Origin of the sequence: Vibrio sp. MarTm2 (assembly GCF_027587055.1) — a bacterium.
Lineage (GTDB): Bacteria > Pseudomonadota > Gammaproteobacteria > Enterobacterales > Vibrionaceae > Vibrio > Vibrio sinaloensis_D.
Map to the genome: position 1 here is coordinate 93,382 of NZ_JAPPTK010000005.1, position 25,448 is coordinate 118,829.

25 protein-coding genes and 11 tRNA genes are annotated in these 25,448 nt (G+C 46.1%); 28 read left to right on the forward strand and 8 right to left on the reverse strand.

Features of this window, described 5'->3' with window-relative positions; genetic code table 11:
* Positions 1 to 133: 133 nt before the first annotated feature.
* From OH458_RS12250 to rsgA, 5 genes are all read right to left on the reverse strand, one after another.
* A complete protein-coding gene (locus OH458_RS12250) occupies positions 134 to 1,021 on the reverse strand; it encodes a DMT family transporter (RefSeq protein WP_269978541.1) in 888 nt (295 codons plus the stop codon).
* Positions 1,022 to 1,095: 74 nt separating this feature from the next.
* Positions 1,096 to 2,976, reverse strand: a complete 1,881-nt coding sequence (locus OH458_RS12255) for a methyl-accepting chemotaxis protein (RefSeq protein ID WP_269978542.1) — start codon at positions 2,974 to 2,976, stop codon at positions 1,096 to 1,098.
* Positions 2,977 to 3,241: 265 nt separating this feature from the next.
* Positions 3,242 to 4,657 (reverse strand): SLC13 family permease, encoded by a 1,416-nt coding sequence (locus tag OH458_RS12260; protein ID WP_269978543.1) that lies wholly within the window; start codon positions 4,655 to 4,657, stop codon positions 3,242 to 3,244.
* 174 nt (positions 4,658 to 4,831) lie between these two features.
* Positions 4,832 to 5,698: an archaetidylserine decarboxylase gene (gene asd / locus OH458_RS12265; protein ID WP_269978544.1), complete on the reverse strand. Its 867-nt coding sequence runs from the start codon at positions 5,696 to 5,698 to the stop codon at positions 4,832 to 4,834.
* A gap of 110 nt (positions 5,699 to 5,808) precedes the next feature.
* Entirely contained in the window at positions 5,809 to 6,864 is a 1,056-nt protein-coding gene (rsgA, locus tag OH458_RS12270) for a small ribosomal subunit biogenesis GTPase RsgA (protein ID WP_269978545.1), read from the reverse strand.
* 114 nt (positions 6,865 to 6,978) lie between these two features.
* Between rsgA and orn the strand changes: the two genes are divergently transcribed.
* The 12 genes from orn (at position 6,979) to OH458_RS12330 (ending at position 8,855) form a co-directional block, all read left to right on the forward strand.
* Positions 6,979 to 7,524: an oligoribonuclease gene (gene orn, locus OH458_RS12275; RefSeq protein WP_269978546.1), complete on the forward strand. Its 546-nt coding sequence runs from the start codon at positions 6,979 to 6,981 to the stop codon at positions 7,522 to 7,524.
* A gap of 178 nt (positions 7,525 to 7,702) precedes the next feature.
* Positions 7,703 to 7,778, forward strand: a tRNA-Gly gene (locus tag OH458_RS12280).
* Positions 7,779 to 7,818: 40 nt separating this feature from the next.
* Positions 7,819 to 7,895, forward strand: a tRNA-Met gene (locus OH458_RS12285).
* 2 nt (positions 7,896 to 7,897) lie between these two features.
* Positions 7,898 to 7,973, forward strand: a tRNA-Gly gene (locus OH458_RS12290).
* 39 nt (positions 7,974 to 8,012) lie between these two features.
* Positions 8,013 to 8,089 (forward strand) — tRNA-Met (locus tag OH458_RS12295).
* A gap of 30 nt (positions 8,090 to 8,119) precedes the next feature.
* Positions 8,120 to 8,195, forward strand: a tRNA-Gly gene (locus OH458_RS12300).
* A gap of 41 nt (positions 8,196 to 8,236) precedes the next feature.
* Positions 8,237 to 8,313 (forward strand) — tRNA-Met (locus OH458_RS12305).
* 20 nt (positions 8,314 to 8,333) lie between these two features.
* Positions 8,334 to 8,409: transfer RNA gene (locus OH458_RS12310), tRNA-Gly, on the forward strand.
* Positions 8,410 to 8,448: 39 nt separating this feature from the next.
* Positions 8,449 to 8,525: transfer RNA gene (locus OH458_RS12315), tRNA-Met, on the forward strand.
* A gap of 30 nt (positions 8,526 to 8,555) precedes the next feature.
* A tRNA-Gly gene (locus OH458_RS12320) sits at positions 8,556 to 8,631 on the forward strand.
* Between the two features lie 36 nt (positions 8,632 to 8,667).
* Positions 8,668 to 8,743: transfer RNA gene (locus OH458_RS12325), tRNA-Gly, on the forward strand.
* 36 nt (positions 8,744 to 8,779) lie between these two features.
* Positions 8,780 to 8,855: transfer RNA gene (locus OH458_RS12330), tRNA-Gly, on the forward strand.
* A 610-nt stretch (positions 8,856 to 9,465) separates the two neighbouring features.
* Here OH458_RS12330 and queG read toward each other — a convergent pair.
* Positions 9,466 to 10,584, reverse strand: coding sequence for a tRNA epoxyqueuosine(34) reductase QueG (queG, locus tag OH458_RS12335; RefSeq protein ID WP_269978547.1), 1,119 nt, complete (start codon positions 10,582 to 10,584; stop codon positions 9,466 to 9,468).
* 201 nt (positions 10,585 to 10,785) lie between these two features.
* On the opposite strand from queG, the gene tsaE reads away from it, so the two are divergent.
* The 9 genes from tsaE to OH458_RS12380 all read left to right on the forward strand — a co-directional run bounded on the left by tsaE (position 10,786) and on the right by OH458_RS12380 (position 20,136).
* Entirely contained in the window at positions 10,786 to 11,250 is a 465-nt protein-coding gene (gene tsaE / locus OH458_RS12340) for a tRNA (adenosine(37)-N6)-threonylcarbamoyltransferase complex ATPase subunit type 1 TsaE (protein WP_269978548.1), read from the forward strand.
* Positions 11,244 to 12,968, forward strand: a complete 1,725-nt coding sequence (locus OH458_RS12345; protein WP_269978549.1) for a LysM peptidoglycan-binding domain-containing protein — start codon at positions 11,244 to 11,246, stop codon at positions 12,966 to 12,968. The genes tsaE and OH458_RS12345 overlap by 7 nt, the downstream gene beginning before the upstream one ends.
* A gap of 12 nt (positions 12,969 to 12,980) precedes the next feature.
* Complete coding sequence (gene mutL, locus OH458_RS12350; RefSeq protein WP_269978550.1) at positions 12,981 to 14,939, forward strand: DNA mismatch repair endonuclease MutL; 1,959 nt, start codon at positions 12,981 to 12,983, stop codon at positions 14,937 to 14,939.
* The gene (gene miaA, locus OH458_RS12355; RefSeq protein WP_038141559.1) at positions 14,936 to 15,886 is read left to right on the forward strand and encodes a tRNA (adenosine(37)-N6)-dimethylallyltransferase MiaA; all 951 of its coding nucleotides are present in this window, start codon (positions 14,936 to 14,938) and stop codon (positions 15,884 to 15,886) included. Before mutL ends, miaA begins: the two co-directional genes overlap by 4 nt.
* Before the next feature lie 188 nt (positions 15,887 to 16,074).
* The gene (gene hfq, locus OH458_RS12360; protein ID WP_005476744.1) at positions 16,075 to 16,341 is read left to right on the forward strand and encodes an RNA chaperone Hfq; all 267 of its coding nucleotides are present in this window, start codon (positions 16,075 to 16,077) and stop codon (positions 16,339 to 16,341) included.
* 44 nt (positions 16,342 to 16,385) lie between these two features.
* Positions 16,386 to 17,675: a ribosome rescue GTPase HflX gene (gene hflX, locus OH458_RS12365; RefSeq protein ID WP_005476746.1), complete on the forward strand. Its 1,290-nt coding sequence runs from the start codon at positions 16,386 to 16,388 to the stop codon at positions 17,673 to 17,675.
* 45 nt (positions 17,676 to 17,720) lie between these two features.
* Entirely contained in the window at positions 17,721 to 18,911 is a 1,191-nt protein-coding gene (hflK, locus tag OH458_RS12370; protein ID WP_269978551.1) for an FtsH protease activity modulator HflK, read from the forward strand.
* Between the two features lie 2 nt (positions 18,912 to 18,913).
* On the forward strand, positions 18,914 to 19,888 hold the full coding sequence (gene hflC / locus OH458_RS12375) for a protease modulator HflC (RefSeq protein ID WP_269978552.1): 975 nt from the start codon (positions 18,914 to 18,916) through the stop codon (positions 19,886 to 19,888).
* A gap of 62 nt (positions 19,889 to 19,950) precedes the next feature.
* On the forward strand, positions 19,951 to 20,136 hold the full coding sequence (locus OH458_RS12380; protein WP_269978553.1) for a DUF2065 domain-containing protein: 186 nt from the start codon (positions 19,951 to 19,953) through the stop codon (positions 20,134 to 20,136).
* Between the two features lie 6 nt (positions 20,137 to 20,142).
* Here the strand turns inward: OH458_RS12380 and OH458_RS12385 are convergent, their stop codons facing one another.
* Together OH458_RS12385 and OH458_RS12390 are read right to left on the reverse strand one after the other, a co-directional pair.
* Positions 20,143 to 20,370, reverse strand: coding sequence for a SlyX family protein (locus OH458_RS12385; protein ID WP_269978554.1), 228 nt, complete (start codon positions 20,368 to 20,370; stop codon positions 20,143 to 20,145).
* A 2-nt stretch (positions 20,371 to 20,372) separates the two neighbouring features.
* A complete protein-coding gene (locus OH458_RS12390; protein ID WP_269978555.1) occupies positions 20,373 to 21,353 on the reverse strand; it encodes a WD40 repeat domain-containing protein in 981 nt (326 codons plus the stop codon).
* A gap of 131 nt (positions 21,354 to 21,484) precedes the next feature.
* Here OH458_RS12390 and fkpA point away from each other — a divergent pair, with 131 nt between their 5' ends.
* The 7 genes from fkpA (at position 21,485) to rpsG (ending at position 25,331) form a co-directional block, all read left to right on the forward strand.
* Positions 21,485 to 22,273, forward strand: a complete 789-nt coding sequence (fkpA, locus tag OH458_RS12395; RefSeq protein WP_269978556.1) for an FKBP-type peptidyl-prolyl cis-trans isomerase — start codon at positions 21,485 to 21,487, stop codon at positions 22,271 to 22,273.
* Positions 22,274 to 22,456: 183 nt separating this feature from the next.
* Positions 22,457 to 23,179 carry a helix-turn-helix transcriptional regulator gene (locus tag OH458_RS12400; RefSeq protein WP_038141572.1) on the forward strand — a complete coding sequence of 241 codons (723 nt, stop codon included), beginning with the start codon at positions 22,457 to 22,459 and terminating at the stop codon, positions 23,177 to 23,179.
* Positions 23,176 to 23,571: a sulfurtransferase complex subunit TusD gene (gene tusD, locus OH458_RS12405; RefSeq protein ID WP_269978557.1), complete on the forward strand. Its 396-nt coding sequence runs from the start codon at positions 23,176 to 23,178 to the stop codon at positions 23,569 to 23,571. Before OH458_RS12400 ends, tusD begins: the two co-directional genes overlap by 4 nt.
* Positions 23,568 to 23,924: a sulfurtransferase complex subunit TusC gene (tusC, locus tag OH458_RS12410; RefSeq protein WP_038192846.1), complete on the forward strand. Its 357-nt coding sequence runs from the start codon at positions 23,568 to 23,570 to the stop codon at positions 23,922 to 23,924. Before tusD ends, tusC begins: the two co-directional genes overlap by 4 nt.
* Positions 23,925 to 23,933: 9 nt before the next feature.
* Complete coding sequence (gene tusB / locus OH458_RS12415) at positions 23,934 to 24,209, forward strand: sulfurtransferase complex subunit TusB (protein WP_269978558.1); 276 nt, start codon at positions 23,934 to 23,936, stop codon at positions 24,207 to 24,209.
* A gap of 176 nt (positions 24,210 to 24,385) precedes the next feature.
* Positions 24,386 to 24,760 carry a 30S ribosomal protein S12 gene (rpsL, locus tag OH458_RS12420; protein WP_004399892.1) on the forward strand — a complete coding sequence of 125 codons (375 nt, stop codon included), beginning with the start codon at positions 24,386 to 24,388 and terminating at the stop codon, positions 24,758 to 24,760.
* A gap of 100 nt (positions 24,761 to 24,860) precedes the next feature.
* The gene (rpsG, locus tag OH458_RS12425) at positions 24,861 to 25,331 is read left to right on the forward strand and encodes a 30S ribosomal protein S7 (protein ID WP_004415829.1); all 471 of its coding nucleotides are present in this window, start codon (positions 24,861 to 24,863) and stop codon (positions 25,329 to 25,331) included.
* The last annotated feature ends 117 nt before the right edge of the window (positions 25,332 to 25,448 follow it).

A 25,448-nucleotide genomic window follows, 5' to 3' on the forward strand; every position in this document is an offset into this window, starting at 1 on the left:
GAAATATTGTTGTTATCTTTCACCCTATAATTTGTATGTATACGTTTGCCCAGTGCGTTTTACTCTTTTTCAAGTGTGATTCTCTCTCAATGGTAGAGAAAGAAAAGCAGATATCACCGATTTCTGTAATAGGTTATTGAACCAAAATTCCGGTGCCGATAACGGCTACGATTGCCCCAATCCATGCAAAGCGATTGGGTCGTTTACCTGAGTAAATCCAAAGTATAGGCAATAACATGATCGGAGTTGTAGAGGATAGCAACGCCACCATGCCGACATTGCCTTCTTGCAGTGCATAGAGAATAAGTGTCATGCCGACTGCCATGGCAAGAAAACCGTTGATGGCGGTAATTGAAAATATCTTGATGTTCATAGGTTGAGTGGCTCGAGCGAGTTTTGCGCCACTTAAGAAAAATAGGCAATGGGCGGCAAAAGCGGTCATCATTCTCATGGCTGAGGCAGCAACAGGATCAATGTCTGTTTGCATGATGGGTTTGGCGATGATGCCACCGAGTGCTTGGCAAAGTGCTGCGACCAATCCTAGGCCAACGCCAATCCACACTTTACCTTTGATTGCTTCCAATTGGTTGTCGGTTTGCCCTTTTCGACCAAAGAAAATCGCAGTGATTACGCCAGTGAACACAAGGAGAGAGCCCAGTAGCTCCATATTGGTCATGGTTTCACTAAACAGGAAGTAACCCAATAACGCTGAAAAAACGGCGTGACACGAGAAGAGAAGGCCTGCTTGTCTTGGTCCCATGCGGTTTAGGCAAGCAAAGAGCGCAGTGTCGCCAATGAATATACCAATGACACCTGACAGCATCATCGCCGAAATTGCCGATGTTTCGACGGTTGACCATCCACCGGTAGCCATCGCCATCGTCCCCAAAATGAGCGATGTGCAGCCCATTCGCCATCGGCTGTAGGCAAAGGTGCCTAGGTGTTGTGCGGGAGTGACCGAAAGTAAGCTGGCGACAGCCCATAAAAATGCTGCCGCCAAGGCCAGCCATTCAAAGCCCATTGACACGATATCCTTGTGACTAGGTAAAGGGAATGGCTGACAATATGCATCAAATTATCGTTAAAACAAAGCGTTTACACTTTGAAGCGACCAACCTCCATACGCATGGTGTCAGCGGAGTCACGCATTTGATTCGCGCTATCGCTACTTTGAACCGCTTGTGAAGCCAACATATCCGACGCGTCTTTGATGCCTTGCGTATTACGGCTAATGTCTTCACTTACTGCGCGTTGCTCTTCCGCCGCACTGGCGATTTGTAGCGCCATGTCATTGATTTCATTGATGGCAGAGGTGATGGTGTTCAAGCTCTGTGAGGCTTTTTCGGCGTATTCAACACTGGTGTCGGCAAGCGAAGTACTTGCCTGCATACTATTTACGGCCAGTTTAGTGTTGTTTTGCAGCGTCTCAATCATGTTGCGGATCTCTTCCGTTGAGCCGTGCGTACGTTGACTCAGTACTCGAACTTCATCCGCGACTACGGCGAAGCCACGACCTTGTTCACCTGCGCGAGCCGCCTCAATCGCGGCATTGAGTGCAAGTAAGTTGGTTTGCTCGGCGATTTCTTGAATGGTGGAGAGTATCTGGTTGATGCTTTGAGTATTGTTTTCCAATTCTGAAATAATACCTGATGCAGAAGAGACTTGTTCAGCCAAATCAACAATTGCCCCGCGGTTTTTCTCAATCACGAGCTGGCCATCTTCACATGCTGATGCTGACCCTTGAGAGGCCGTTGCCGTCATTTCTGCATGGCTAGCCACTTCCGCTGCGGTAGCTGACATTTCGTGGATTGCCGTTGCAATTTGATTGACGTCATTTTGCTGAGTTTCAACTTGCTGAGAGGCCTGTTGTGACAGTTGGTTCGCTTGTGCTGCTTGACTGGCTAGCTGCTCACTGTGAGTGATGATGTTGGCGATCATGGCCTGCATTTGACTTAGGAACTGGTTGACGTGGGTCGCGAGCTCACCGATTTCATCCATACGACGAATTTCGATGCGTTGCGTTAAGTCTCCCTCACCTTCTGCGAGATCAGATAGGGCTGCAGATAATGTTTGCAGCGGTTTAAGCAAGCGAGTGACCACATAAGTACTGACCGTCGCGATCACTAAGTAAAGTAGAATCGATGCAATGGCCGTAAATTGAATCTGCTCTGATACCGAGGCAAAAGCCAGCTCTTTGTCGACGACAATACCAAGTGACCAATCGGTGGAAGGAATATTGGCGACGAAGATCAGTTTGTCACCTTGCTCTGGCCAAGTGATGGTAGAGATGTAGGCCGTGTCGATCAGTTGGCTAATTTTTTGAGCGCTAAGAGACGGGTTGAGCTGAGTGAGTGGTTTCTGGCTGAGTTTCTCATCTTGGTAAGCAACGATGTTGTTGTTACCGTCGACCAAAAAGGTAAAGCCGTCGTTATCCAATGAAACATTGAGTACTTCGTCAATGATGTTAGTGACCGTCAAGTCCGCCGCTAGCACGCCCTCTCTTGCGCCACGGAATGCTTTGGCAAAGCTGATGACGATGCTGCCATCAAAATCTTGGTAAGGCTCTGTGATGATTAAACCACTGCTTGCCATTGCATCTTGATACCAAGGGCGCGTGCGAGGATCGTAATCGGCTGGCCAATCTTCGGTTTTATCGCCATAGGCAATGGAGCCATCTTCAAAGCCAGCATAGACAGATAGAAAGTTACCCGCACGCTTGGTCACGAGCATCTCTCGGTCTGCATCACTTGCCTCTAGGATGTTTTTCTCATTCGCAAGCATCATGTCGCTGCGAATCTCAAGCCAGTCTGAAACATAACGTGCAGTCGCATGGCTGATATTGGCCATTTCGCTGTTCAACGCGGACGTTGTTTCCTGCTTGAGTTGGCTGACGGATATCCAAGCCTGAACCCCACTGACAACCGCAATGATGATTGCAATGGCGATTTGAATTTTAAGTTTTATTGTGTATTTCATTGCCTTTCCTTCATAAATTAGACAACAAACTGAAAGTAAAAAACCTTTGCTTTCTAGAAGATTCACCTACGGAGTTCGCCCAGAGAGTGGCAAAAGTAAAATATTTAGTGGGCTGATTAGATTATCACTCTGATGGTATAGAAAATGGCCAGTTATATGTTTGATCTATATTGTTATTCAGAGAGTGGAATATCGACGTTTCTAAACCTTTTATTGGAAGTGTGACTTCCTACCCAAAACATAAAGTAGGAAGTCTGGAGTGGGATCAAGTGATAATCAGTGCTGCGGCGTAAACAATGAGTAAGCCAATGACACCGATGATGACTCCTGTTTTCGCCATATCTTTGCTTTCAATCAGTCCCGTAGAGTAAGCCAATGAGTTTGGCGGAGTAGAAACGGGTAAAATCATACCGAGTGAAGCCGAGAAGGCGACCACGACAAGCAAACCTTGTAGTCCGCCGACAGCAGATAGGCTCTCCATTGAGGCCCCGATTGCCGCTGCGATGGGCATCAACAAGTTGGCTGTCGCCGTGTTTGACATAAAGTTTGCCATCAACCAGCAGACAATCGACATGGTAGTCACAACCGCGACAGGGGAAAGAGCCTCATAATCAATCGCGTGAGCGAGGGCGGCGGCTAATCCTGTCTTGTCTAGACCAATACCAATTGCGATCCCGCCAGCAACCAGCCAAAGTACATCCCAGTTTATCTGCTTTAATTCTGGCTTCCCCATGATGCCCGTTAATGTGAATACCGCTAATGGAATGATCGAGACAACATAGGTGTTCATACCGTGCAGTTTGGTTGTCATCCAAAGCAAAATGGTGGCAGCAAAAGTGATGTATACAACGATAGCGCGCCAGTTTTTTTGGAACTGTCCGTCGAGCTTCAGTGTCATCGTCGCTTGAGAAGAAGGGAATAATTTCTGCAACAAGAACCATGCGATGGTCAATTGAACAACCACAAACGGAAGCCCCATCATCATCCAGCTCAAAAAGTCGATGCTATTCTCTCCCGTCAAATATTGCAGTGCGATTGCATTGGGAGGGGTACCGATAGGGGTCGCAATACCACCAGTATTGGCAGCAATCGGTATGCAAAGTACTAAGGCTTTAATCCCAAGATCACCTTTGGGCGCAGAGGCAACAATAGGGCCCAACAGCGCGAGCATCATGACCGTGGTCGCTGTGTTCGACATAAACATGGAAAACACAGCAGTGATCAACATTAAGCCAAGCATGATAAACCTAGGCTGGTGGCCGAAAGGTTTGAGAAGCACGCGAGCGAGGTTGTTATCGAGTTCATACTTGGATGCCGCTATCGCCAACGCAAACCCCCCCATAAAAAGAATAATAATGGGTGACGAGAAGGCGCTAAAAATATCGGTGTATTGCATCAACTCTCCGAGATCATGCCCCGCAGGAGGAGTTCGGAACCAATGTAGCCCCTTGTCTGAAATCATGATCAGCTCTAGGGCGATGATCAATATCGAGGTCGCAAAAACGGGCACCGGCTCAAGGACCCAAAGCAGTGCAGCGAGCAGAAAGATCGCCAGCAGTCGATGCTGAATGAGCGTCAGATCGTCGATCGGAATTGCATCGATGGGCATGAACAGGACCCCAATAGGTAAGCTAAAACAAATCAGTAGCTTCACCAAGATCCCATGATCGATTTTGGGCATAGAATGATTCACCTTGTAACAGAGTTTTGATGACAAGGATAATTAATAATCGAATTAGGGTCTTAGACTGAGGTTGAAGTTTTGCAAGCTGGTTAAAAATGTTGCATTTGAATTGTTTTCGGTCAAAAAAAGCCCCGAGTAATCGAGGCTTAGTGTATGAACATGGTGTTTTAGTTACTGTTCTTGCTTTAAATGCGCGTAAGGTGTACCCATTACCGTCGTTTGACCATTTTGCATTGTTTCATCAAACGTGATTGCGTCTTTCGCGAATAGGTTAATCACGGTAGAACCAAGTTTGAATCGGCCCATTTCCTCACCTTTCTTCAAGATAACAGCTTTATCACCTTCCGCTGGGTAATCCCATTTGTAAACGCTGTTGCCGCGAGGTGGTGTAACCGTTCCTGCCCAAACTTGTTCAATGCTCCCAACGATTGTCGCTCCAACAAGCACTTGTGCCATTGGGCCAAATTCGGTATCGAAAATACACACAACACGCTCATTACGAGCAAACAAGTTAGGAACGTTTTCTGCTGTCAGTGGGTTCACAGAGAATAGGTCACCTGGAACGTAAATCATTTGGCGAAGCGTTCCATCGCATGGCATGTGTACGCGGTGGTAGTCGCGAGGAGATAAGTACAACGTCGCAAATTCACCATCAGCAAATTCTGCCGCTAGGTTTGCATCGCCACCTAAGAGTTCCTGCGCGGTATAGTCATGGCCTTTTGCTTGAATAAGCTTACCGTCAGTAATTGGACCAAACTGACTGACACAGGCATCGGCTGGGTGAGTCACTACATTTTCACCTTCAGCGATAGGGCGCATGCCATCTTTCAGTTCGCGCACGAAGAATTCGTTGAATGTCTTGAAGTGCTTAGGATCGGAATGCAGTGCTTCATCCATATTCACGTTGTACTGTTTGATAAACCAGCGAATGATAGCAGTAGTTAGACCGCCAGCTTTAGCGGAAGCAAGTTTACCGACTAAGCGGGTTAGACCGTGCTGGGGGATCCAGTATTGCAGTCCAACTTTAATCTTATCCATTGTCGTCTTTTCCAATGTTAACTAGATGTTGTTTACTTTTGGGCGCGGAATGTTACTCAAAAACGCATCAAAAGTCAGTATAAAGCGTGGTTCAATTGTGCAATAAGGCGTTACAAGTCTGCTTTTTTGTTACGCGAATACTGACGGTTTGCTTTGTTTTCAACCATGCTTTCCAAAATACGATGGTAGTTTTCAAAGCGAATTTCACTGATGTCACCTCGTTCAACGGCCTCCACTAAGATACAGCCAGGGTCATCGAGATGTTTGCAGTCTCGGAACTTGCAGCCGCCAAGGTAGGGTTGAAATTCCACAAACGCTTTGGTGACTTCTTCAGCTTCCAAATGCCATAAACCGAACTCTCGTACTCCTGGTGAATCAATCAAATCACCGCCTGTAGGAATGTGGTAGAGGCGTGACGCGGTGGTGGTGTGTTGGCCAAGACCTGAGTTCTCAGAAATCTCACCTTCCTCAACATTAAATTGAGGCATAAGCGCATTGACCAAGCTCGATTTACCGACGCCAGATTGGCCAACGAAGATATTGATACGGTCACTTAACTCGGCTTCTAGCTCAGCGATACCTTCGCCAGTTTGCTTACTGACAAACAGGACTTTATAGCCGATACGTTCATATTCAGCGAGCCACGTTTTGTACTGCTCGAGTTGTTTGGCTTCCAATAAGTCGATTTTGTTGAGCACGATGAGCGGCGCTATCTGCAAGGTTTCCGCCGCGACTAAGTAACGATCAATGATGTTCAAAGATAGTTCGGGAAGCACAGAAGAGACGATAATCATTTGATCAACGTTGGCTGCGACAGGTTTTAAACCGTCGTAGTAGTCAGGTCGAGTAAGAACTGAAGTACGAGTTTCAACCGCCTCGACCACGCCTGAAATGCCATCCATTGACTCTAAGCCCGCTCGCCAGATCACCTTATCGCCAGATACGAGAGACTCTATGCCGCGGCGCAGGTTACAACGGTGAACGTCGCCACTTTCCAAGTCTTCGATGTCCGCGTGTTGGCCAAAACGAGTAATCACCAAACCTTTTTGAGTACCGCCGAGCATGGATTCATCCCATTGTACGGATTCTTCATTTTTCAGCTTGCGTTTTTGGTTGCTGCGTACGCGCCTTACTTGACCTTTGGTGAGCTTTTTTTTCTTTGCCACAATCGTCTACTTAACTCATTTATCGTCTTACATGGATCCTCGATGATAGCTATCTTGAGGATCGGAATTTGGGTATAGTACCTTTTTTATCAGAAAACCAATAGGCACCGATTTATGTCCTTTAGCGATCAAAACTTAATTTGGATGGATCTGGAGATGACCGGACTGGACCCGGAAACCCACAAAATTATCGAAATCGCGACCATTGTAACTGACAGTGAGCTAAATATTTTAGCTGAAGGACCAGTACTTGCCATTCACCAGCCAGAGACTGAGCTCGAGAAGATGGATGAGTGGTGTACAACCACTCATACGGGCAGCGGCTTAGTTGCTCGGGTACGAGCTAGCCAAGTTACTGAGCAAGACGCGATTCGCCAAACCATTGATTTTCTTGAGAAGTGGGTGCCGAAAGGGAAATCACCGATTTGCGGCAATAGCATCGGCCAAGATCGTCGCTTTTTGTACAAGCACATGCCTGAGTTAGAAGAGTACTTCCACTACCGATATGTCGATGTGAGTACTTTGAAAGAGCTGACTCGCCGCTGGAAGCCGGAAGTATTAGACGGTTTTTCAAAGTCAGGCAGTCATTTGGCGTTGGATGACATCCGAGAATCTATTGCAGAGCTAAAATACTACCGTCAAACGATTTTTAACATTTGATAGCCAAGCCATTTCGTGAGTTTAGAGGGGCTCGGCGTCAATTTTGAGCGATTAATATTCAGTTCTGTGTGCTTTTTCATCAAACGGAAAAAAAACAACTTTTTTTTGCATGAAGGACTTGCATCACAAAAAAATGCTCTTATAATTCGCAGCCCTGAACGACGGAAACGTTGTTGATGCGACACTAGCTCAGTTGGTAGAGCGCAACCTTGCCAAGGTTGAGGTCACGAGTTCGAACCTCGTGTGTCGCTCCAAATTGATAGGCTTTCATCATGCCTCAAATGGTGATACGGACGCGGGGTGGAGCAGCTTGGTAGCTCGTCGGGCTCATAACCCGAAGGTCGTCGGTTCAAATCCGGCCCCCGCAACCAATGCGACACTAGCTCAGTTGGTAGAGCGCAACCTTGCCAAGGTTGAGGTCACGAGTTCGAACCTCGTGTGTCGCTCCAAATTTAAAGTTATCATCGTACTTAACGGTGAAATACGGACGCGGGATGGAGCAGCTTGGTAGCTCGTCGGGCTCATAACCCGAAGGTCGTCGGTTCAAATCCGGCTCCCGCAACCAAATTTCATCAATAGCATTAGCTGTTGATATGCGACACTAGCTCAGTTGGTAGAGCGCAACCTTGCCAAGGTTGAGGTCACGAGTTCGAACCTCGTGTGTCGCTCCAAATTGATAGGCTTTCATCATGCCTCAAATGGTGAATACGGACGCGGGGTGGAGCAGCTTGGTAGCTCGTCGGGCTCATAACCCGAAGGTCGTCGGTTCAAATCCGGCCCCCGCAACCAATTTCTCTTCAAGAGAATATGCGACACTAGCTCAGTTGGTAGAGCGCAACCTTGCCAAGGTTGAGGTCACGAGTTCGAACCTCGTGTGTCGCTCCAAATTTAAAGTCATCATCGTACTTAACGGTGAAATACGGACGCGGGATGGAGCAGCTTGGTAGCTCGTCGGGCTCATAACCCGAAGGTCGTCGGTTCAAATCCGGCTCCCGCAACCAAATTTCATCAATAGCACTAGCTGTTGATATGCGACACTAGCTCAGTTGGTAGAGCGCAACCTTGCCAAGGTTGAGGTCACGAGTTCGAACCTCGTGTGTCGCTCCAATTTGTAGTCCTCATCGTACTTAACGATGACAAGAAGCGACACTAGCTCAGTTGGTAGAGCGCAACCTTGCCAAGGTTGAGGTCACGAGTTCGAACCTCGTGTGTCGCTCCAATTTATAGTCATCATCGTACTTAACGATGACAAAAAGCGACACTAGCTCAGTTGGTAGAGCGCAACCTTGCCAAGGTTGAGGTCACGAGTTCGAACCTCGTGTGTCGCTCCAAATTTTAGAGTGCTTGGCTTACACGAGGAACCTTGTGACTGAGTCCAGCCGAGACGCTCCAAATCTCCTTCAAATGACACAATCATTTGAAACGGTCATTGAGACCACCGCTCTTTATCTAATGCTGAGAAGCATCAACCAAAAACATAATCGAGTCCTCCTGAAGTCAGGTGGGCGTTTTTATGTCTCTAATTTCTATCCAGCACGGGATGTGCTCAAGTAAAAAATCATGGTGAGCCTAGGTGAACTAGGGCTTTCGACATCCATTAACAGACTTATCCACAATTCAAACGATGTGGATAACTTGGTGGGTAACCTGAATTTACGCTATGTATAACCGCTTTTTTATAGGATCTTTCTTTTACTGAAACTTTCTTTCTAATGATGCGGTTTGCCCTAAGTGGTTGTTTTTGATGTGTTTTGATGGATTTCTACCACCATTAATTGAGGTGGTAGATGATCATTAAGTGACTGTTTTTTGATCCTAGTCATTTGTTGGTATTGTGATTAACTTTTCCATCTGTAAGAAAACAAGCAATCCTCTCGTCTTTTTTCCACATTTCCATTTTTAGAGCTAAATCAAATTGCGCATAGGGCACATAGGCAAGTTTTATGCATCTCTAGGCAGTCCTTTCTCTACAATACGTATCAACCGTTGCTGCTTCGTATCAGTTCTTGCGATCGATTCTTGGCCTAGTTGCTGCTCAATCGCCCAGTCAATATGGACGTCAAGAACGTCGTTGATACCTGCTCGAGCTCTGAGAGCGTCAATAATGCGTGGAGAGAAAGGGGCATTTCCCATGGCGATAGATAAGTTTCTCATCCACTGAATATGACCAATACGCCTGATCGCTGAACCTTCCATGTTTTTTAGAAACGTGGCTTCATCCCACAAAAATAATTGGACGAGGTCTGCGTTAGTGAGTGTACTGCGTCTGTGAAAATCGCTTTGTTCCGTGATGTCTGAGAATCGATTCCATGGGCAAACAAGTTGGCAATCATCGCAGCCATAGATACGGTTCCCCATTGGTTTACGAAACTCTTCTGGTATTACACCGTCAAATTCAATCGTCAGATAGGAAATACAGCGACGGGCATCAACAACGCCTTCCGAAATGATGGCTGAGGTCGGACAGGAAGTGATACACGCTTTGCACTTCCCGCATGCATCTTCGCTAGGCGTATCAATTGGAAGAGGTAGGTCAATCAGCAGCTCACCCAAGAAAAACCACGAACCGCACTCTTTATCTAAGATGAGTGAGTGTTTACCAGTCCAGCCTAAGCCAGCTTTCTGGGCGAGTGGACGCTCTAGAATCGGCGCAGAGTCGACAAAAGGACGATAGCCAAACTGGCCAACTTCTTCTTCAATGCGTTGACCTAACTTCTTGAGTTGATTGCGAACCAATTTGTGGTAGTCGCGACCCAACGCGTATCGACTGATATATGCTTGGGTGGTATCTGACAGATTTGAGGCAAATTGAGCTTCTGGAGGTAGGTAGTTCATGCGAGCGCTGATGACGCGAATGGTCCCAGGTAACAGCTCGTTAGGTCTTGCTCTCATCATACCGTGGCGGGCCATCCAGTCCATTTCCCCGTGATAACCAGCATCGAGCCATTTCTGAAGCTCGGCTTCATGCTCGCTTAAATCAACGTCACAGATACCAACTTTTTGAAAACCGAGCTCTTGAGCCCAAATTTTGATCTTGTCGGCGAGCTCTTGATAGTTCATGCTGATCGCTCTGGTTAAATGGGGGCGGGATCTTAACGGATCTTAAACTCTGGATCTAGCCAATGATCCTAACTATTAAAGCAAGATTTTGCTTATTTTTGGCTTTTACTTACACAACAACGCTTGTCTCTTAAAACCAACCCAGTTTACTATTCTTGTTCTTTTAAGTTTTACACAGACACGACGTAGAGAATGATCTTCATGAGCACCAAACAATTTGCCCTTAAAGATGAGCAAGCAACGATTTTGCTAGGAACAGCTTTAGCGAAACTTTGTTCACAGCAAACCACTATCTACTTGCATGGGGATTTGGGCGCGGGGAAAACGACATTTAGCCGCGGCTTCGTGCGTGCTCTTGGTCACGATGGGAATGTGAAGAGTCCAACTTACACGCTAGTGGAGCCGTATCAACTCAACGCTTGGCAGGTGTATCACTTTGATCTCTACCGCTTGGCGGATCCTGAAGAACTTGAGTTTATGGGGATTCGTGATTACTTCACGCCTGATGCAATTTGTTTGGTTGAATGGCCTGAAAAGGGCCAAGGCTTGCTGCCAGCGGCAGATTTGGATATTGAATTACGTTATAACGGTGAACAGCGTGTCGCCGAGTTGACCGCCAATAACACATATGGGTCTCAATTACTTGAACAGTTGGAGTTATGTTAATCAGTAAACTGTTACGAGCTGCATTCTTCCCTTTTCTCATAGCTCTTACTCTATTTTCTGCCAATGTTTTTGCCAACGCGCTCGAAGGGGTGCGCGTTTGGCCGTCGCCAGATGAAACTCGTGTTGTTATCGATCTGAAGTCTGAAGCTGAGTACAGCTATTTCACGCTCAGCAGTCCAGAGCGATTAGTGGTGGATTTGAAGCAAACGACGTTAGGTACCAAGTTGCCTATCAATGTGTCGGATAGCCCGGTTCTTAAAAAAATTCGTAAAAGTTCCCCCCCGGCAAAAGGCACCTATCGATTGGTGTTTGAGCTGAAAAAGAAAACCACTCCCCAAATATTCAAACTAGCGCCAACACCTGGTGGACAATATGGTCACCGTTTGGTGATTGATATCCCGCATGGGGCGTCGGACACGGCACCTAAAGCCAGCGATACCTCTTCGAAACCAAACGCGGTTAGTCGAGATGCTTCTCAACTTGCCGGCAGTGCGGATATTGTCGTAGCGATTGATGCTGGTCATGGTGGGGAAGACCCAGGCTCAATTGGTCCAACACGAAAGTATGAAAAGCATGCAACCCTCGCAATTTCAAAAAAGATTGCGGCACAGATTAATGCTGTCCCGGGTATGAAGGCTGTGCTGACTCGAGGTGGTGACTACTTTGTAAACCTCAATAAACGGTCTGAAATTGCCCGTAAAAACAAAGCGCATTTCTTAATCTCTATTCATGCCGATGGCTTCCGTACCCCTAAACCAAGAGGTGGTTCTGTCTTTGTTCTGAATACTCGCCGCGCCAATTCTGAAATCGCTCGTTGGGTTGAGAACCATGAACAACAATCGCAATTACTAGGCGGTGCTGGTGACGTATTAGCAAAGAACTCAAGTGATAGGAATGTGAGTCAAACTTTGCTGGATTTGCAATTTAGTCATTCTCAAAAAGAGGGCTATAAAGCAGCAACAAAGATTTTAAAAGAGATGACTCGAGCGGGGATTCACTTACACAAGAAAGAGCCTGTGAATGCGAGTCTTGCAGTTCTTAAGTCTCCGGATATTCCCTCTGTTTTGGTTGAAACGGGGTTTATAACTAACCCAACGGAAGAACGATTGCTATTTCAACGTAGCCACCAAGATAAACTGGCGCGTTCTGTAACCAAAGCAGTAGTCCAATATTTTGAGGAAAACCCTCCTGAGGGCACCTTGTTTGCCAATCGCGGCAAAGCAATTAAACACAAGGTTTCACGAGGTGAGTCGCTCTCTCTGATTGCGAAGAAATACGGCTCTTCAACTAAGGCGATAATGCAAGCCAATAAGCTTAAGAGTAGCAACATTGCGATAGGTCAAATCCTCACAATCCCTGGCTCGTCAGGCGCAATACCTGTGCCTGTGGTGACTAACCCTGTTGAGACAAAAACGATCACTCATGTGGTTCAACGCGGTGAATATTTAGGAAAAATTGCCGCTCGATACAAAGTGGCGGTGGCTGATATTAAGCGTGAAAACAAGCTGAAATCAGATACGTTGAAATTGGGTCAGAAACTCAAAATTACCGTAAGCATGAAAGATCAGCCATTGCGTAAGCACAAGGTTCAGCGTGGTGAATTCTTAGGCAAAATAGCGAGTAAGTATGGGGTGAGTGTTAAAAGTCTTCGAGAGGCGAATAACCTGCGCAGCGATGAACTTGCGATTGGCCAAGTTTTAATTATTCCCAACAACTGATGGTGATGGGCTATGACAATTAAAATTCTTCCAGCACGTTTGGCAAACCAAATTGCCGCGGGTGAAGTGGTTGAGAGACCGGCTTCCGTTGTTAAAGAACTGGTTGAAAATAGCCTTGACTCAGGCGCCACTAGAGTCGATATCGATATTGAAAAAGGTGGAGCCAAGCTGATCCGAGTCCGTGATAATGGCAAAGGTATCGTCAAAGATGAACTCGGTTTGGCGTTAAGCCGCCATGCTACCTCCAAAATACACACCTTAGATGATCTCGAAGCCATCATCAGTTTAGGCTTTCGCGGTGAAGCACTGGCCAGTATCAGCTCTGTTGCGCGTTTGACCATGACCTCTCGCCCAGCTACCCAAGAGCAAGCTTGGTCTGCCTATACCGAGGGTAGGGAAATGGCTGTGAAGCTTCAACCTACCGCACATCCGATTGGTACGACTGTCGAGGTTCTTGATCTATTCTTTAATACTCCAGCTCGTCGTAAATTTCTTCGCACAGAGAAGACCGAGTTTTCTCATATTGATGAACTGATCAAACGAATCGCGCTTAGCCGTTTTGATGTGACGATCAATCTTCGTCACAACGGTAAGATGATTAAGCAATATCGAGCGGCGAAAACCGAAGTACAAGCTGAGAAGCGCATTGCCGCGGTTTGCGGGAGTGCGTTTGTCCGTAACATGCTTAAGATTGAACTTGAGCATCAAGGGCTTAAGTTACAAGGATGGATCACAACGCCAGAGGGCGCCCGTCAACAAAGTGATTTGCAGTATTGTTACGTCAATGGCCGGATGATGCGTGACAAATTGATCAATCACGCCATTAGGCAGAGCTACGAAACCAGCCTCAAACCAGAGCAGTTTGCTACTTACGTTCTGTTTATTGAGCTCGACCCGCATCAGGTAGATGTCAATGTCCACCCAGCAAAACATGAAGTTCGCTTCCATCAAGCTCGTTTGGTGCATGATTTTATCTATCAAGCGCTCAGTGATGCACTCGCCCAAAGTGCGCATATTGATAAACCGGAGATCACGGCGTCTGCTTTCCATACACAAGAGCCGTCAAATGACTCTGATAAAGGGCTAAATAGTGAGTCGACTCATCAGTCAGTCAGTGAGCGTGTTTATGACGCTGTAGAAAAGATTCCCTCATATCCCGGAAGGTCTGATTACAACGAGCGCCGCTCTGAAGTTCGCGAGGCTTCTGTCCGCAGTGAGTGGATCGAATCAAAACCTCAGCCTAACAAAGCAAATACCTCTGAGCGATATGCTGAACCAGCCCCGAGTAAGCAAGAAGTACGAGCCTATCAAGAGTTACTCAAAACGCCAGATCTAGAGCCTATTTCTGCGCCTGTCGGACAGGATCGGAACGCTGAAGAAAATGAACCTTCGCCAGCTGCGGTCGTCGAATCATTAGGTAAAGCGATTTGCATGGCATCAGGTCGTTATGTCGCGATGGGCAACAAGCAAGGGGTACACTTAGTCAGCCTAGCGAAAGCGGAATGGTTACGTGTGAATGGCCAATTGTCGACGCGCAATGGTTCATTGAAGAGTCAGCCATTGCTTGTCCCACTGTCATTAAAACTCGATCCTGAGCAGATTCAGGTAGCCGAGAGGCTTGAAACTTTATTGCTGACATTTGGCATTGAGCTAAAGAAGCGCAACCATCAAGCAATGATGGTCATGGGTGTACCACAGCCGCTGCGCCAACAAAACTTACAACAATTGCTACCAGATCTGTTATCTTACGCGGCTTCGTCTTTGGCGGAGCAAGCCAATCTCGAGCATTCTCGATTGGCAAATTGGTTAAGTAGCCATATCACTCAAGTGAAAAGCGACTACACTTTGTCGGAAGCGATTCAAATCATTGCTGATATCGAACAGCTCTGGCAGGGGAACCTTCCGTTAAACGATCAAACGTTTGTAAAACCGGTCGATTTCTCTGCGACCATTGCAGCATTAGAATTATGAAAAATAAACAACTACCTTTGGCTCTATTTTTGATGGGACCAACGGCATCTGGAAAGACAGAGTTGGCGATCCGCTTGCGCCAAAAATATCCCGTAGAAATTATTTCGGTCGACTCCGCGTTGATTTACAAAGGAATGGATATAGGCACCGCCAAGCCTGACGAGCGTGAGCAAATGCTAGCACCGCATCGTCTGATCGACATACTTGATCCAAGCGAAGCGTATTCAGCTGCAGACTTTCGTCGCGATGCCTTAAATGAAATGAATAAGATTGTAGAGCAAGGCAAGATCCCACTTCTTGTTGGTGGAACCATGCTTTACTACAAAGCGTTGTTGGAAGGTTTGTCACCACTTCCAGCTGCAAACCCTGAGATTCGTCAGCAAATTGAACAAGAAGCGTTGACTCTTGGTTGGGACGTGCTGCACGATCAACTGAAAGAGGTTGATCCTGTATCAGCTGAGCGAATCCACCCCAACGATCCACAAAGATTGTCACGGGCATTGGAAGTTTATCGAATTTCAGGTAAAACTCTTACTGAACTGACTAAAACAAAAGGCGATTCGTTGCCATTTAGGGTTAAGCAGTTTGCTATAGCTCCCAAGGAAAGGGCTGAGCTCCATCGCCGAATTGAGCTTCGATTTGAGAAAATGATGGAAGCGGGGTTCGAGGATGAGATGCGAGCATTATATGCTCGTGACGATCTTCACCCTGATCTACCGTCTATTCGATGTGTCGGCTACAGGCAGATGTGGGACTATTTGGATGGGAATTGTACGCTTGATGACGCTATTTTTAAGGGCGTTTGTGCAACCCGCCAGTTGGCCAAGCGACAAATTACCTGGTTACGCAGCTGGGATAATTTAACTTGGTTAGATAGTGAGAACATTGACGAAGCATTGGAAACTGTTTCAAATGCAATAGCATCTGACGGTTTTAGCTGTGTATAATGTGATCGCTTTTGCGTGAATGTACCCTGTAAAGGATCTGTTACTTGAAATTTCGACTTAAAGTCGTCATAACAGGTAATGACAGGGCGTTTTTTTATACGTTTAGCTCAGATTCAAAAGCCGCATCCTTTATGCAGCGCACCACTAGCTAAATAACTAAAACAAAATTACAAAATAAGGAAAATAAAATGGCTAAGGGGCAATCTCTACAAGACCCATTCTTAAATGCATTACGTCGTGAACGTATTCCAGTGTCTATCTACCTTGTAAACGGAATTAAACTACAAGGTCAGATCGAGTCTTTCGACCAATTTGTTATCTTGCTGAAAAACACAGTAAACCAAATGGTATACAAGCACGCAATTTCTACTGTGGTACCTGCTCGTCCAGTGAGCCACCACAGCGGTGACCGTCCACAAGGCGGTGAGCGTCAGCAAGAGAAGTCAGAAGATTAATATCCTGACTGCTAATTCGAGCATTATTTTAAGGAGTTGATTGCTTGTTTGACCGTTATGAAGCCGGTGAGCGAGCCGTACTTGTTCATATCAACTTTACGCAAGAAGGGGAGTGGGAAGATCTCAGCGAGTTTGAAATGCTGGTCTCTTCAGCTGGAGTTTCTTCGTTACAAGTCGTAACCGGAAGCCGCCAGTCACCACACCCTAAATACTATGTCGGAGAGGGTAAAGCTCAGGAAATTGCACAAGCTGTGCAGTTAGCCGGTGCTGATATTGTGATTTTCAATCACGCCCTCTCTCCTGCCCAAGAACGTAACCTAGAAGCGTTGTGTAAATGTCGAGTGTTAGACCGAACGGGTCTTATTCTGGATATTTTTGCTCAGCGTGCCCGAACTCACGAAGGTAAGCTACAGGTCGAATTGGCCCAGCTTCGTCATATCTCTACTCGACTGATTCGTGGTTGGACTCACCTAGAGAGACAAAAAGGTGGTATCGGTTTACGGGGGCCAGGTGAAACTCAGCTAGAAACTGACCGACGTTTATTGCGTGTACGTATCAAAACGATATTACGCCGTTTAGAAAAAGTCGCTAAGCAGCGTGAACAAGGTCGCCGTGCTAGAAGTCGAGCGGAAATCCCAACCGTCTCCCTAGTTGGTTATACCAACGCAGGGAAATCAACACTGTTCAACCGAATTACCGAAGCGGGTGTTTACGCAGCGGATCAATTGTTTGCTACTTTGGACCCAACTTTACGTAAGATCGAGTTATCAGACGTTGGTCCTGCTATTTTGGCGGACACGGTAGGGTTTATTCGTCACCTACCACACGATCTGGTGGCGGCGTTCAAAGCAACGCTACAAGAAACGCAAGAAGCTGACATTTTGTTACATGTTGTCGATGCCAGTGACGAGCGTTTTCGTGAGAATATTCAGGCTGTTCATGATGTTCTTGAAGAAATTGAAGCGAATGAAATCCCCGCTTTGATCGTCATGAACAAGATCGATAACCTCGATGGTCAAAACCCAAGAATCGAGCGTGACGACGAAGGCGTTGTGCAAACGGTTTGGGTTTCAGCAATGGAAGGTAAAGGCATTGAACTCTTATTTGAGGCATTAACCGAACGGTTAGCCAGTCAAATGGTTCAGTACCAAATGCGAATTCCGCCACAACATCAAGGCAGACTTCGTAGTACATTCTTCCAGATGAAGTGTATTCAACATGAGGAATATGACCAAGACGGTAACTTGTTGATTGATGTTCGAATGCAGCAAGTAGATTGGTCTAGACTTGAAAAAAGAGAAGAGGCAGTTTTACGTGACTTTATAGTTACTTAAATGACTGCTACAGTATAACGTCATATCAAATGATGGAGCTTTCTAATGGCGTGGAATGAGCCTGGTAATAACAACGGCAACAACGGCCGCGATAATGACCCATGGGGTAATAACAATCGTGGTAACAAAGGTGGCCGTGATCAAGGACCGCCAGACTTGGACGAAGTATTTAATAAACTGAGTCAGAAACTGGGTGGAAAGTTTGGTGGAAAAGGCGGCAACGGCCCTTCTATTGGCGGTGGTGGTAGCGCTCTAGGTTTAGGCGTTATTGCAGCAATCGCAATAGCAATTTGGGTCTTTGCTGGTTTTTACACTATCGGTGAAGCTGAACGTGGCGTAGTTCTGCGCCTTGGTAAATACGACCGTGTGGTCGATCCAGGTCTAAACTGGCGTCCTCGCTTCATTGATGAAGTGACACCGGTTAACGTTCAGGCGATTCGCTCACTACGTTCATCAGGTCTAATGCTGACTAAAGATGAAAACGTAGTGACGGTTGCGATGGATGTTCAGTACCGTGTTGCGGATCCATACAAGTATCTATTCCGCGTAACAAACGCAGATGACAGCTTACGTCAAGCTACCGACTCTGCGCTACGTGCTGTAATCGGTGACTCGCTGATGGATAGCATCCTGACAACGGGTCGTCAGCAAATTCGTCAAAGCACTCAGGAAACCTTAAATGAGATCGTAGACAGCTACGATATGGGTGTTGTTATTGTCGATGTCAACTTCCAATCAGCGCGTCCGCCGGAGCAAGTTAAAGACGCTTTCGATGATGCTATTGCGGCTCGTGAGGATGAAGAGCGTTTTGAGCGTGAAGCAGAAGCATACCGAAACGATATTCTTCCAAAAGCTACAGGTCGAGCTGAGCGTTTGAAGAAAGAAGCATTGGGTTACTCTGAGCGCGTTGTTAACGAAGCTCTTGGTCAAGTAGCACAGTTTGAGAAGCTACTTCCTGAATACCAAGCTGCACCTGAAGTTACTCGTAACCGTCTATACCTAGACACGATGGAAGAAGTTTACAGCAACACCTCTAAGGTTCTGATTGATTCTGAATCTAGCGGCAATCTGCTTTACTTACCAATCGACAAGTTAGCGGGTGAAGGCAACACTCAAACCAAACGTAGCACGAAGTCGTCTTCAGCTTATGACCAGATTGAGCTAGAAACTCAGTCAACTGAAACAACTTCAGACTCGCAATCTCGTTCAACTGGTTCACGTCAAGGGAGATATTAAGAATGCGTAAGTTAATGATCCCTGTATTGGTCGTTACTATTGTTCTACTGCTAATGTCAGTATTTGTCATTCAAGAAGGTGAGCGTGGATTGGTAATTCGATTTGGTCGTGTTCTTGATGACAACGGTGTGTCTAAGATTTACGAACCAGGTCTGCATTTCAAGATGCCGCTGTTCGACAGAGTGAAAACATTGGACGCGCGTATCCAGACAATGGATGGCCGTTCTGACCGTTTCGTGACATCTGAGAAAAAAGACGTACTGATCGATACTTACGTTAAGTGGCGTATCTCTGATTTCGGTCGTTACTACCTAACAACAGGTGGTGGTAATGCCTTGACAGCAGAAGCGCTACTTGAACGTAAAGTAACAGACGTGCTGCGTTCTGAAATCGGTGCGCGTGAGATTAAGCAGATTGTTTCCGGTCCGCGCAACAAAGACGTTTTGCCTGATAGCGACAGTGAAGTAGTGACAACCGAAGCGGCTCTTGAAGCGTTAGAGGTTGACGGTGAACGTGACCAAATTATGGAGAACGTTCTGGTCGGTACAACGGACAGTGCAATGAAAGATTTGGGTGTCGAGATTGTTGATTTCCGTATGAAGAAAATCAACCTACCTGATGAAATCAGTGAGTCTATCTATCGTCGTATGAGAGCTGAGCGTGAGTCTGTTGCTCGTCGCCACCGTTCTCAAGGTCGTGAAAAAGCAGAAGTTATCCGTGCACAAGCTGATCTAGAAGTGGCAACTGTTCTAGCAGAAGCGGACAAGACGGCGCGCGTAACACGAGGTGAAGCGGATGCGAAATCTGCGAAAATCTACTCGGATGCTTACAACAAAGACCCAGAATTCTTTAGCTTTATGCGTTCTCTAAAAGCATACGAGAAATCGTTCAGTAACAAGAGTGACATTCTTGTATTGGATCCGAAGAGTGACTTCTTCCAGTACATGAATAACTCTGCTGGTGCAGAAGCTAAGTAATTGAAATTAAGATAGGTTGAAGGCTCCCATGTGGAGCCTTTATTTTTTGTTCTGAGGTAGTTATGTCGAATTCACTTTGGTTTGCGTTAGGTTTGGTGCTTATCGTCGAAGGGTTAGGTCCCTTGATTGCTCCAAACGGTTGGCGCAATATGGTGGCGGAGCTCAGTCGCCAGCCTGATAATCAATTACGCCGTATAGGCGGCTGCCTAGTGGTTGCTGGTACAGTAATCGCGTATGTATTTGGCTAGAGGCGATCAGTAGTGAGGAGGTGGCGCCTCTTCAGATTGGTCTGCAAGGTTGGATGAATCCATGTTTTTGACTTTGCCGACAACATACTTCATCTGATCTTGCATTCTGGTGATCAAAAGCTGCTGCTGACTCAATGCTTCGTTGAGTTCTTCGATTGTCTGCTCTTGAAACGCGAGTTGACACTCAAGGTCATTCACGCGATTTTCCAACTGTTCAACTCGCTTATCTGTCATTTCTAGTAATCCACATTCCAAGCTTGGGCAATACCAGCCGAGGTTGCCGAAATAATACGACTTTGGCTGTCAAAGGCAGCATCATACACCACTGCGCGCGGAGGGCGAGTATCTTTTAATGGTTCTACGTCGAAGCGGTCGATGCGTTTGCCAGTGAGGCTGTTCCAAACCATTAAACGACCCGACGGAGTGCCTGTTGCGAGATATTGGCCGTCATCAGAAAAGCGGGCGGTGGAAAAGATTAACTGTCTTGAGAAGCTGCTCAGCTCTGACAGGGCTTTACCTGTTGTTAAGTCCCACACAATGGCTTGATTCCCTCCGTCTGAGGTAAAGGCATATTTACCATCTCTTTGCAGCGCGACGCGGTTTACGCGTTGTTCATGTTCAAACGTATGCAATATCTGTCCGGTATTGGTATCCCATAGGTAAGCCTTATAGTCATTTCCTCCTGATAGTGCAAAACGACCATTGGGTGAAAGGGAGACTGAATTGACTTTTTCATTGTGAGCAAGGAACTCTAATCGTCGTCCGGTGACTAAGTTGACGTAGATGGCTTTACCATTGGATAAACCAAGTAGTACTTGGTCACCATTACTTGCGATATCAACATCTCGAATTACGCCATCTGAAATTGACCAAAGCCCTTCAGCCTGAGTCCATGCAAGGTCCCAAACGGCAAAGTTGATTTGAGTGGCGGTGATCGCGAAGCGGCCATTGTCGGAAATGCGGATTCGGGATACGGTGCTTGCCTGAGGGTCTTGTTCGCCTAATGAAGCCAATTGTTGGTTTTCAAATAGATCCCATAAAACGAGTTGGTGCTCTTTTGAGTAAAGCAGGGCAAAGCGAGCATCACGACTCAATGCGAAGCTGGTGGTGCCTTTAAGTTCGATATCCCAACGTTGAACATCTTGGTTGGAGAAAAAGCAGCCATTTAACGTTGTGATGACAATCGTAATAAGTAGAGTGTTAAAAATTATTCGCATCAAGTCCAATTATCCACTTGGTTTACGTTTATTTCAGACGCATATTGGTTATATTGGTACAACATGCGAATGCACACCAGTCTTTCTTAAAGATTTGTGCACAAAGACAAAAGTCTCAATTGGAGAGTTCAATGAAATCAATTTTTAAAGTGTCACTGCTTGCTGCAACTGTTGCGCTAGCTGTTGGCTGCCAAAAAGAAGAAGAGCCAAAGACAGAAGCTGCTCCAGCAGTAGAGCAAGTTCAAGCAGAAGTAGGTAAAGCGGTTCACTTTAAAACCGAAGATGACAAAGCTGCTTACGCCATCGGTGTCTCTTTTGCTAACTACTTAAGCACCAGTCTAGACAAGCCAAGCGAGATTGGTATTACGCTGAACAAAGACTTGGTTCTTAAAGGCATTGAACATGTCTTTGAAGGCAAAGCAGAGCTAAACGAAGAAGAGACGCGTGCTGCGCTAGAATCTCTAGATAAGCGTGTTGCTGAAACGATGCAAAAGCAGGCCGCTGAGAAAGCAGAAGCGGCTAAAAAAGCGGGTGATGATTACCGCGCTGAATTTGAAAAACAAGACGGTGTTGTGAAGACAGACACGGGTTTGCTTTACCAAGTATTGACCGCAGCGGAAGGTGAACAACCGAAAGACACCGATACGGTACAAGTTCACTACAAAGGTACGTTGATTGACGGTACTCAGTTCGACAGCTCTTACGACCGCGGCGAGCCAGCTACGTTCCCACTTAACCGAGTGATTCCAGGCTGGACTGAAGGCGTTCAACTAATGCCAGTTGGCTCTAAGTTCAAGTTCGTTATTCCACCAGAGCTCGCTTACGGCCAGCAAGATACACCAACCATTCCTGCAAACTCAACGTTGGTATTTGAAGTTGAGTTGCTGAAAATCGATAACGGTGAAGAAGCGGTTCAATAACGGTTTCTAACGTTTTCATTCTAAAGGCCTGGCATATGTCAGGCCTTTTTCTTTCTTTTGTGTGGCGAACAGCACTCATTTATTTGTTCTAAATCACTAGATAGTCTCTTAGCTAGGTGTGCTCTTCAAAATTTCTGATAAACTTACACCAATTTGTTGATTTTTCGCTCGAAGGCTTAAAAAGTGACAACTACAGAAACAGTAAATACGGATATGTTGCTCGAAATGGAATCTGTCAATGTGATGCCATTTAGTGAGCACGATAAAATTATTCTTCGATCGTATGAAGCGGTTGTCGATGGTATCGCGAGTCTGATTGGTCCATTTTGTGAAATTGTTCTTCACTCATTAGAAGACCTCAATACCTCCGCGATTAAGATTGCCAATGGTGAAAATACAGGTCGTCAGGTGGGTTCGCCGATCACTGATCTTGCGCTAAAAATGTTGCGAGATATTGAAGGCTCTGAACGTAACTTTTCGCGCTCTTATTTCACACGTGCTAAAGGTGGCGTGTTGATGAAATCGATCACGGTAGCGATTCGCAATGGCGAAAACCGAGTGATTGGTTTGCTTTGTATCAACGTCAACCTAGATGCGCCATTTTCTCAAGTTCTTCAATCGTTCATGCCAACCGAGGAAGCGAAACAAGCCGCCTCATCGGTTAACTTCGCAAGTGATGTTGAGGAGTTGGTGGATCAAACAGTTGAGAGAACCATTGAAGAGATCAACGCCGATAAATCAGTATCGAATAACACGAAAAATCGTCAGATAGTGATGGAGCTGTATGACAAAGGCATCTTCGATATTAAGGATGCCATCAACCGTGTTGCCGACCGCTTGAATATCTCCAAGCATACGGTGTATCTCTACATTCGTCAGCGTAAGACTGAGGATGAAGAGAGGTGAGCTCTTTGACTTACACGCTTGTTGTTAACGGTTCTGTTTATGGCAGCCAATCTGCGCGAACCGCTTATCAGTTTGCTAAAGCGTTAATTGAACAGGGACACACCTTAGTTAGTGTGTTTTTCTATCAAGATGGTGTGACAAATGGCACAGCTTTAACCGTTCCAGCTAATGATGAATTTGATCTCACCAAAGCTTGGCTTACGTTGGCTCAGACGCATCAAGTAAGATTAGAAACCTGTGTTGCTGCGGCATTGCGTCGTGGTGTGATCAGTGAAGATGAAGCGCTGCAGCATGGTCTAGCGCAAAGCAACCTTGCAAAAGGGTTTGTTCAAGCTGGATTAGGCAGTTTGGCAGAGGCGATGTTAACTCAAGATAGAGTGGTGCAATTTTGAGCCAGTTAACTTACCTATTTCGTAGCGCTCCCCATGGCAGTTCGGCCGGAAGAGAGGGGATTGACGCTTTGCTTGCAGCTTCAGCTTATTGTGAAGACATCAGCGTGATCTTTATGGGGGATGGTGTTTATCAGCTTCTGCAAGGCCAGGCGCCGGCTGATATCTTAAGTAAAGACTACGCGCCGATGTTAAAGCTGTTTGATCTGTATGATATTGAACAAGTGTACGTCTGCGCTGATTCTCTTGCCAAGCGAGGTTTATCTCACGCAGATCTGATGATTGATGCGAAACCGCTATCTTTGACCTCTCTCAAAAGCCAGTTACAACTTGCTGGCAAGCTACTCTCATTTTAAAGGCGCGTTATGCTGCATATTATTAAATCGGTTCAAGCTTTGAATGATGCCGTCAATGCTTTTAGCAAAGACGATGAACTGTTGCTGATTGAAGATGCGGTCTACGCAGCCAATCCTCAGCATCACGCTTATCCGTTGTTAGATGGGCATTGTTGCTCAGTTCTAAAGCCAGATCTCGATGCCCGAGCAATGATAAATCGTGTCAGTGCGCAACTCGAAATTGTTGACTACAACGGTTTTGTGTCAATGACGGTCAAACACCCGCAATCCCTCACTTGGAATTGACCGCTCGAGCGTCATCTTCACTTTACGGATAAAAAGTCCAATTGAACAAAAAAAGATCCGTATATTTCTTGACACACATCCCACTGCTGCATAGAATTTTGCGTCCCTAATTGCCATTGGTGATTAGGGATAGATTTTTCACAAAGCTTACTTTCAAGTAAATCAGGAGCTAGTTAATGGCAACTATTAACCAGTTGGTACGTAAGCCTCGTGCAAAGCAAGTTGTTAAAAGCAACGTGCCTGCACTAGAAGCGTGTCCACAAAAACGTGGTGTATGTACTCGTGTTTACACTACTACACCTAAAAAACCTAACTCGGCACTACGTAAAGTATGTCGTGTACGTCTAACAAACGGTTTCGAAGTAACTTCGTACATCGGTGGTGAAGGTCACAACCTTCAAGAGCACTCAGTTGTTCTAATCCGTGGCGGTCGTGTTAAAGACCTTCCGGGTGTACGTTACCACACAGTGCGCGGTGCACTAGACTGTGCTGGCGTAAATGACCGTAAGCAAGGTCGTTCTAAGTACGGTGTGAAGCGTCCTAAGTCTTAATGGTATCCGTTAAGTAAGGCCAAACACTAAATTATTTTTAATTTTTTGAAAAAACTGAAAAGTTTTGGATAAAACCTGAAGAAGACAACGGAGAAAATCCATGCCACGTCGTCGCGTCATTGGTCAGCGTAAGATCCTTCCAGATCCAAAGTTCAAATCTGAACTGCTGGCAAAATTCGTTAACATCCTAATGGTTGACGGTAAGAAATCTACTGCAGAGAAAATCGTTTACACTGCACTAGATGCTATGGCTGAGAAATCTGGTAAAGATCACTTAGCTGTATTTGAAGAAGCTCTTGAAAATGTTCGCCCAGCGGTAGAGGTTAAATCTCGCCGTGTAGGTGGTTCAACTTACCAAGTTCCTGTAGAAGTTCGTCCGGTTCGCCGTAACGCACTTGCTATGCGTTGGTTGGTTGAAGCTGCGCGCAAGCGTGGTGAAAAATCTATGGCTCAACGCCTAGCTGCTGAAATGCTAGATGCGTCTGAGAACAAAGGTACTGCGGTTAAGAAACGTGAAGACGTTCACCGCATGGCTGACGCAAACAAAGCGTTCGCACATTACCGTTGGTAATACCTTTCTGTGCCGCAGGAATCCCTGCGGCGCTACTCTAGTTCCTATGCGCAAGCCTAGGAACTATTGCTATATCTAGGGGTAGGGAAAATTGCGTTGAGCAGTCCTAAAACTATC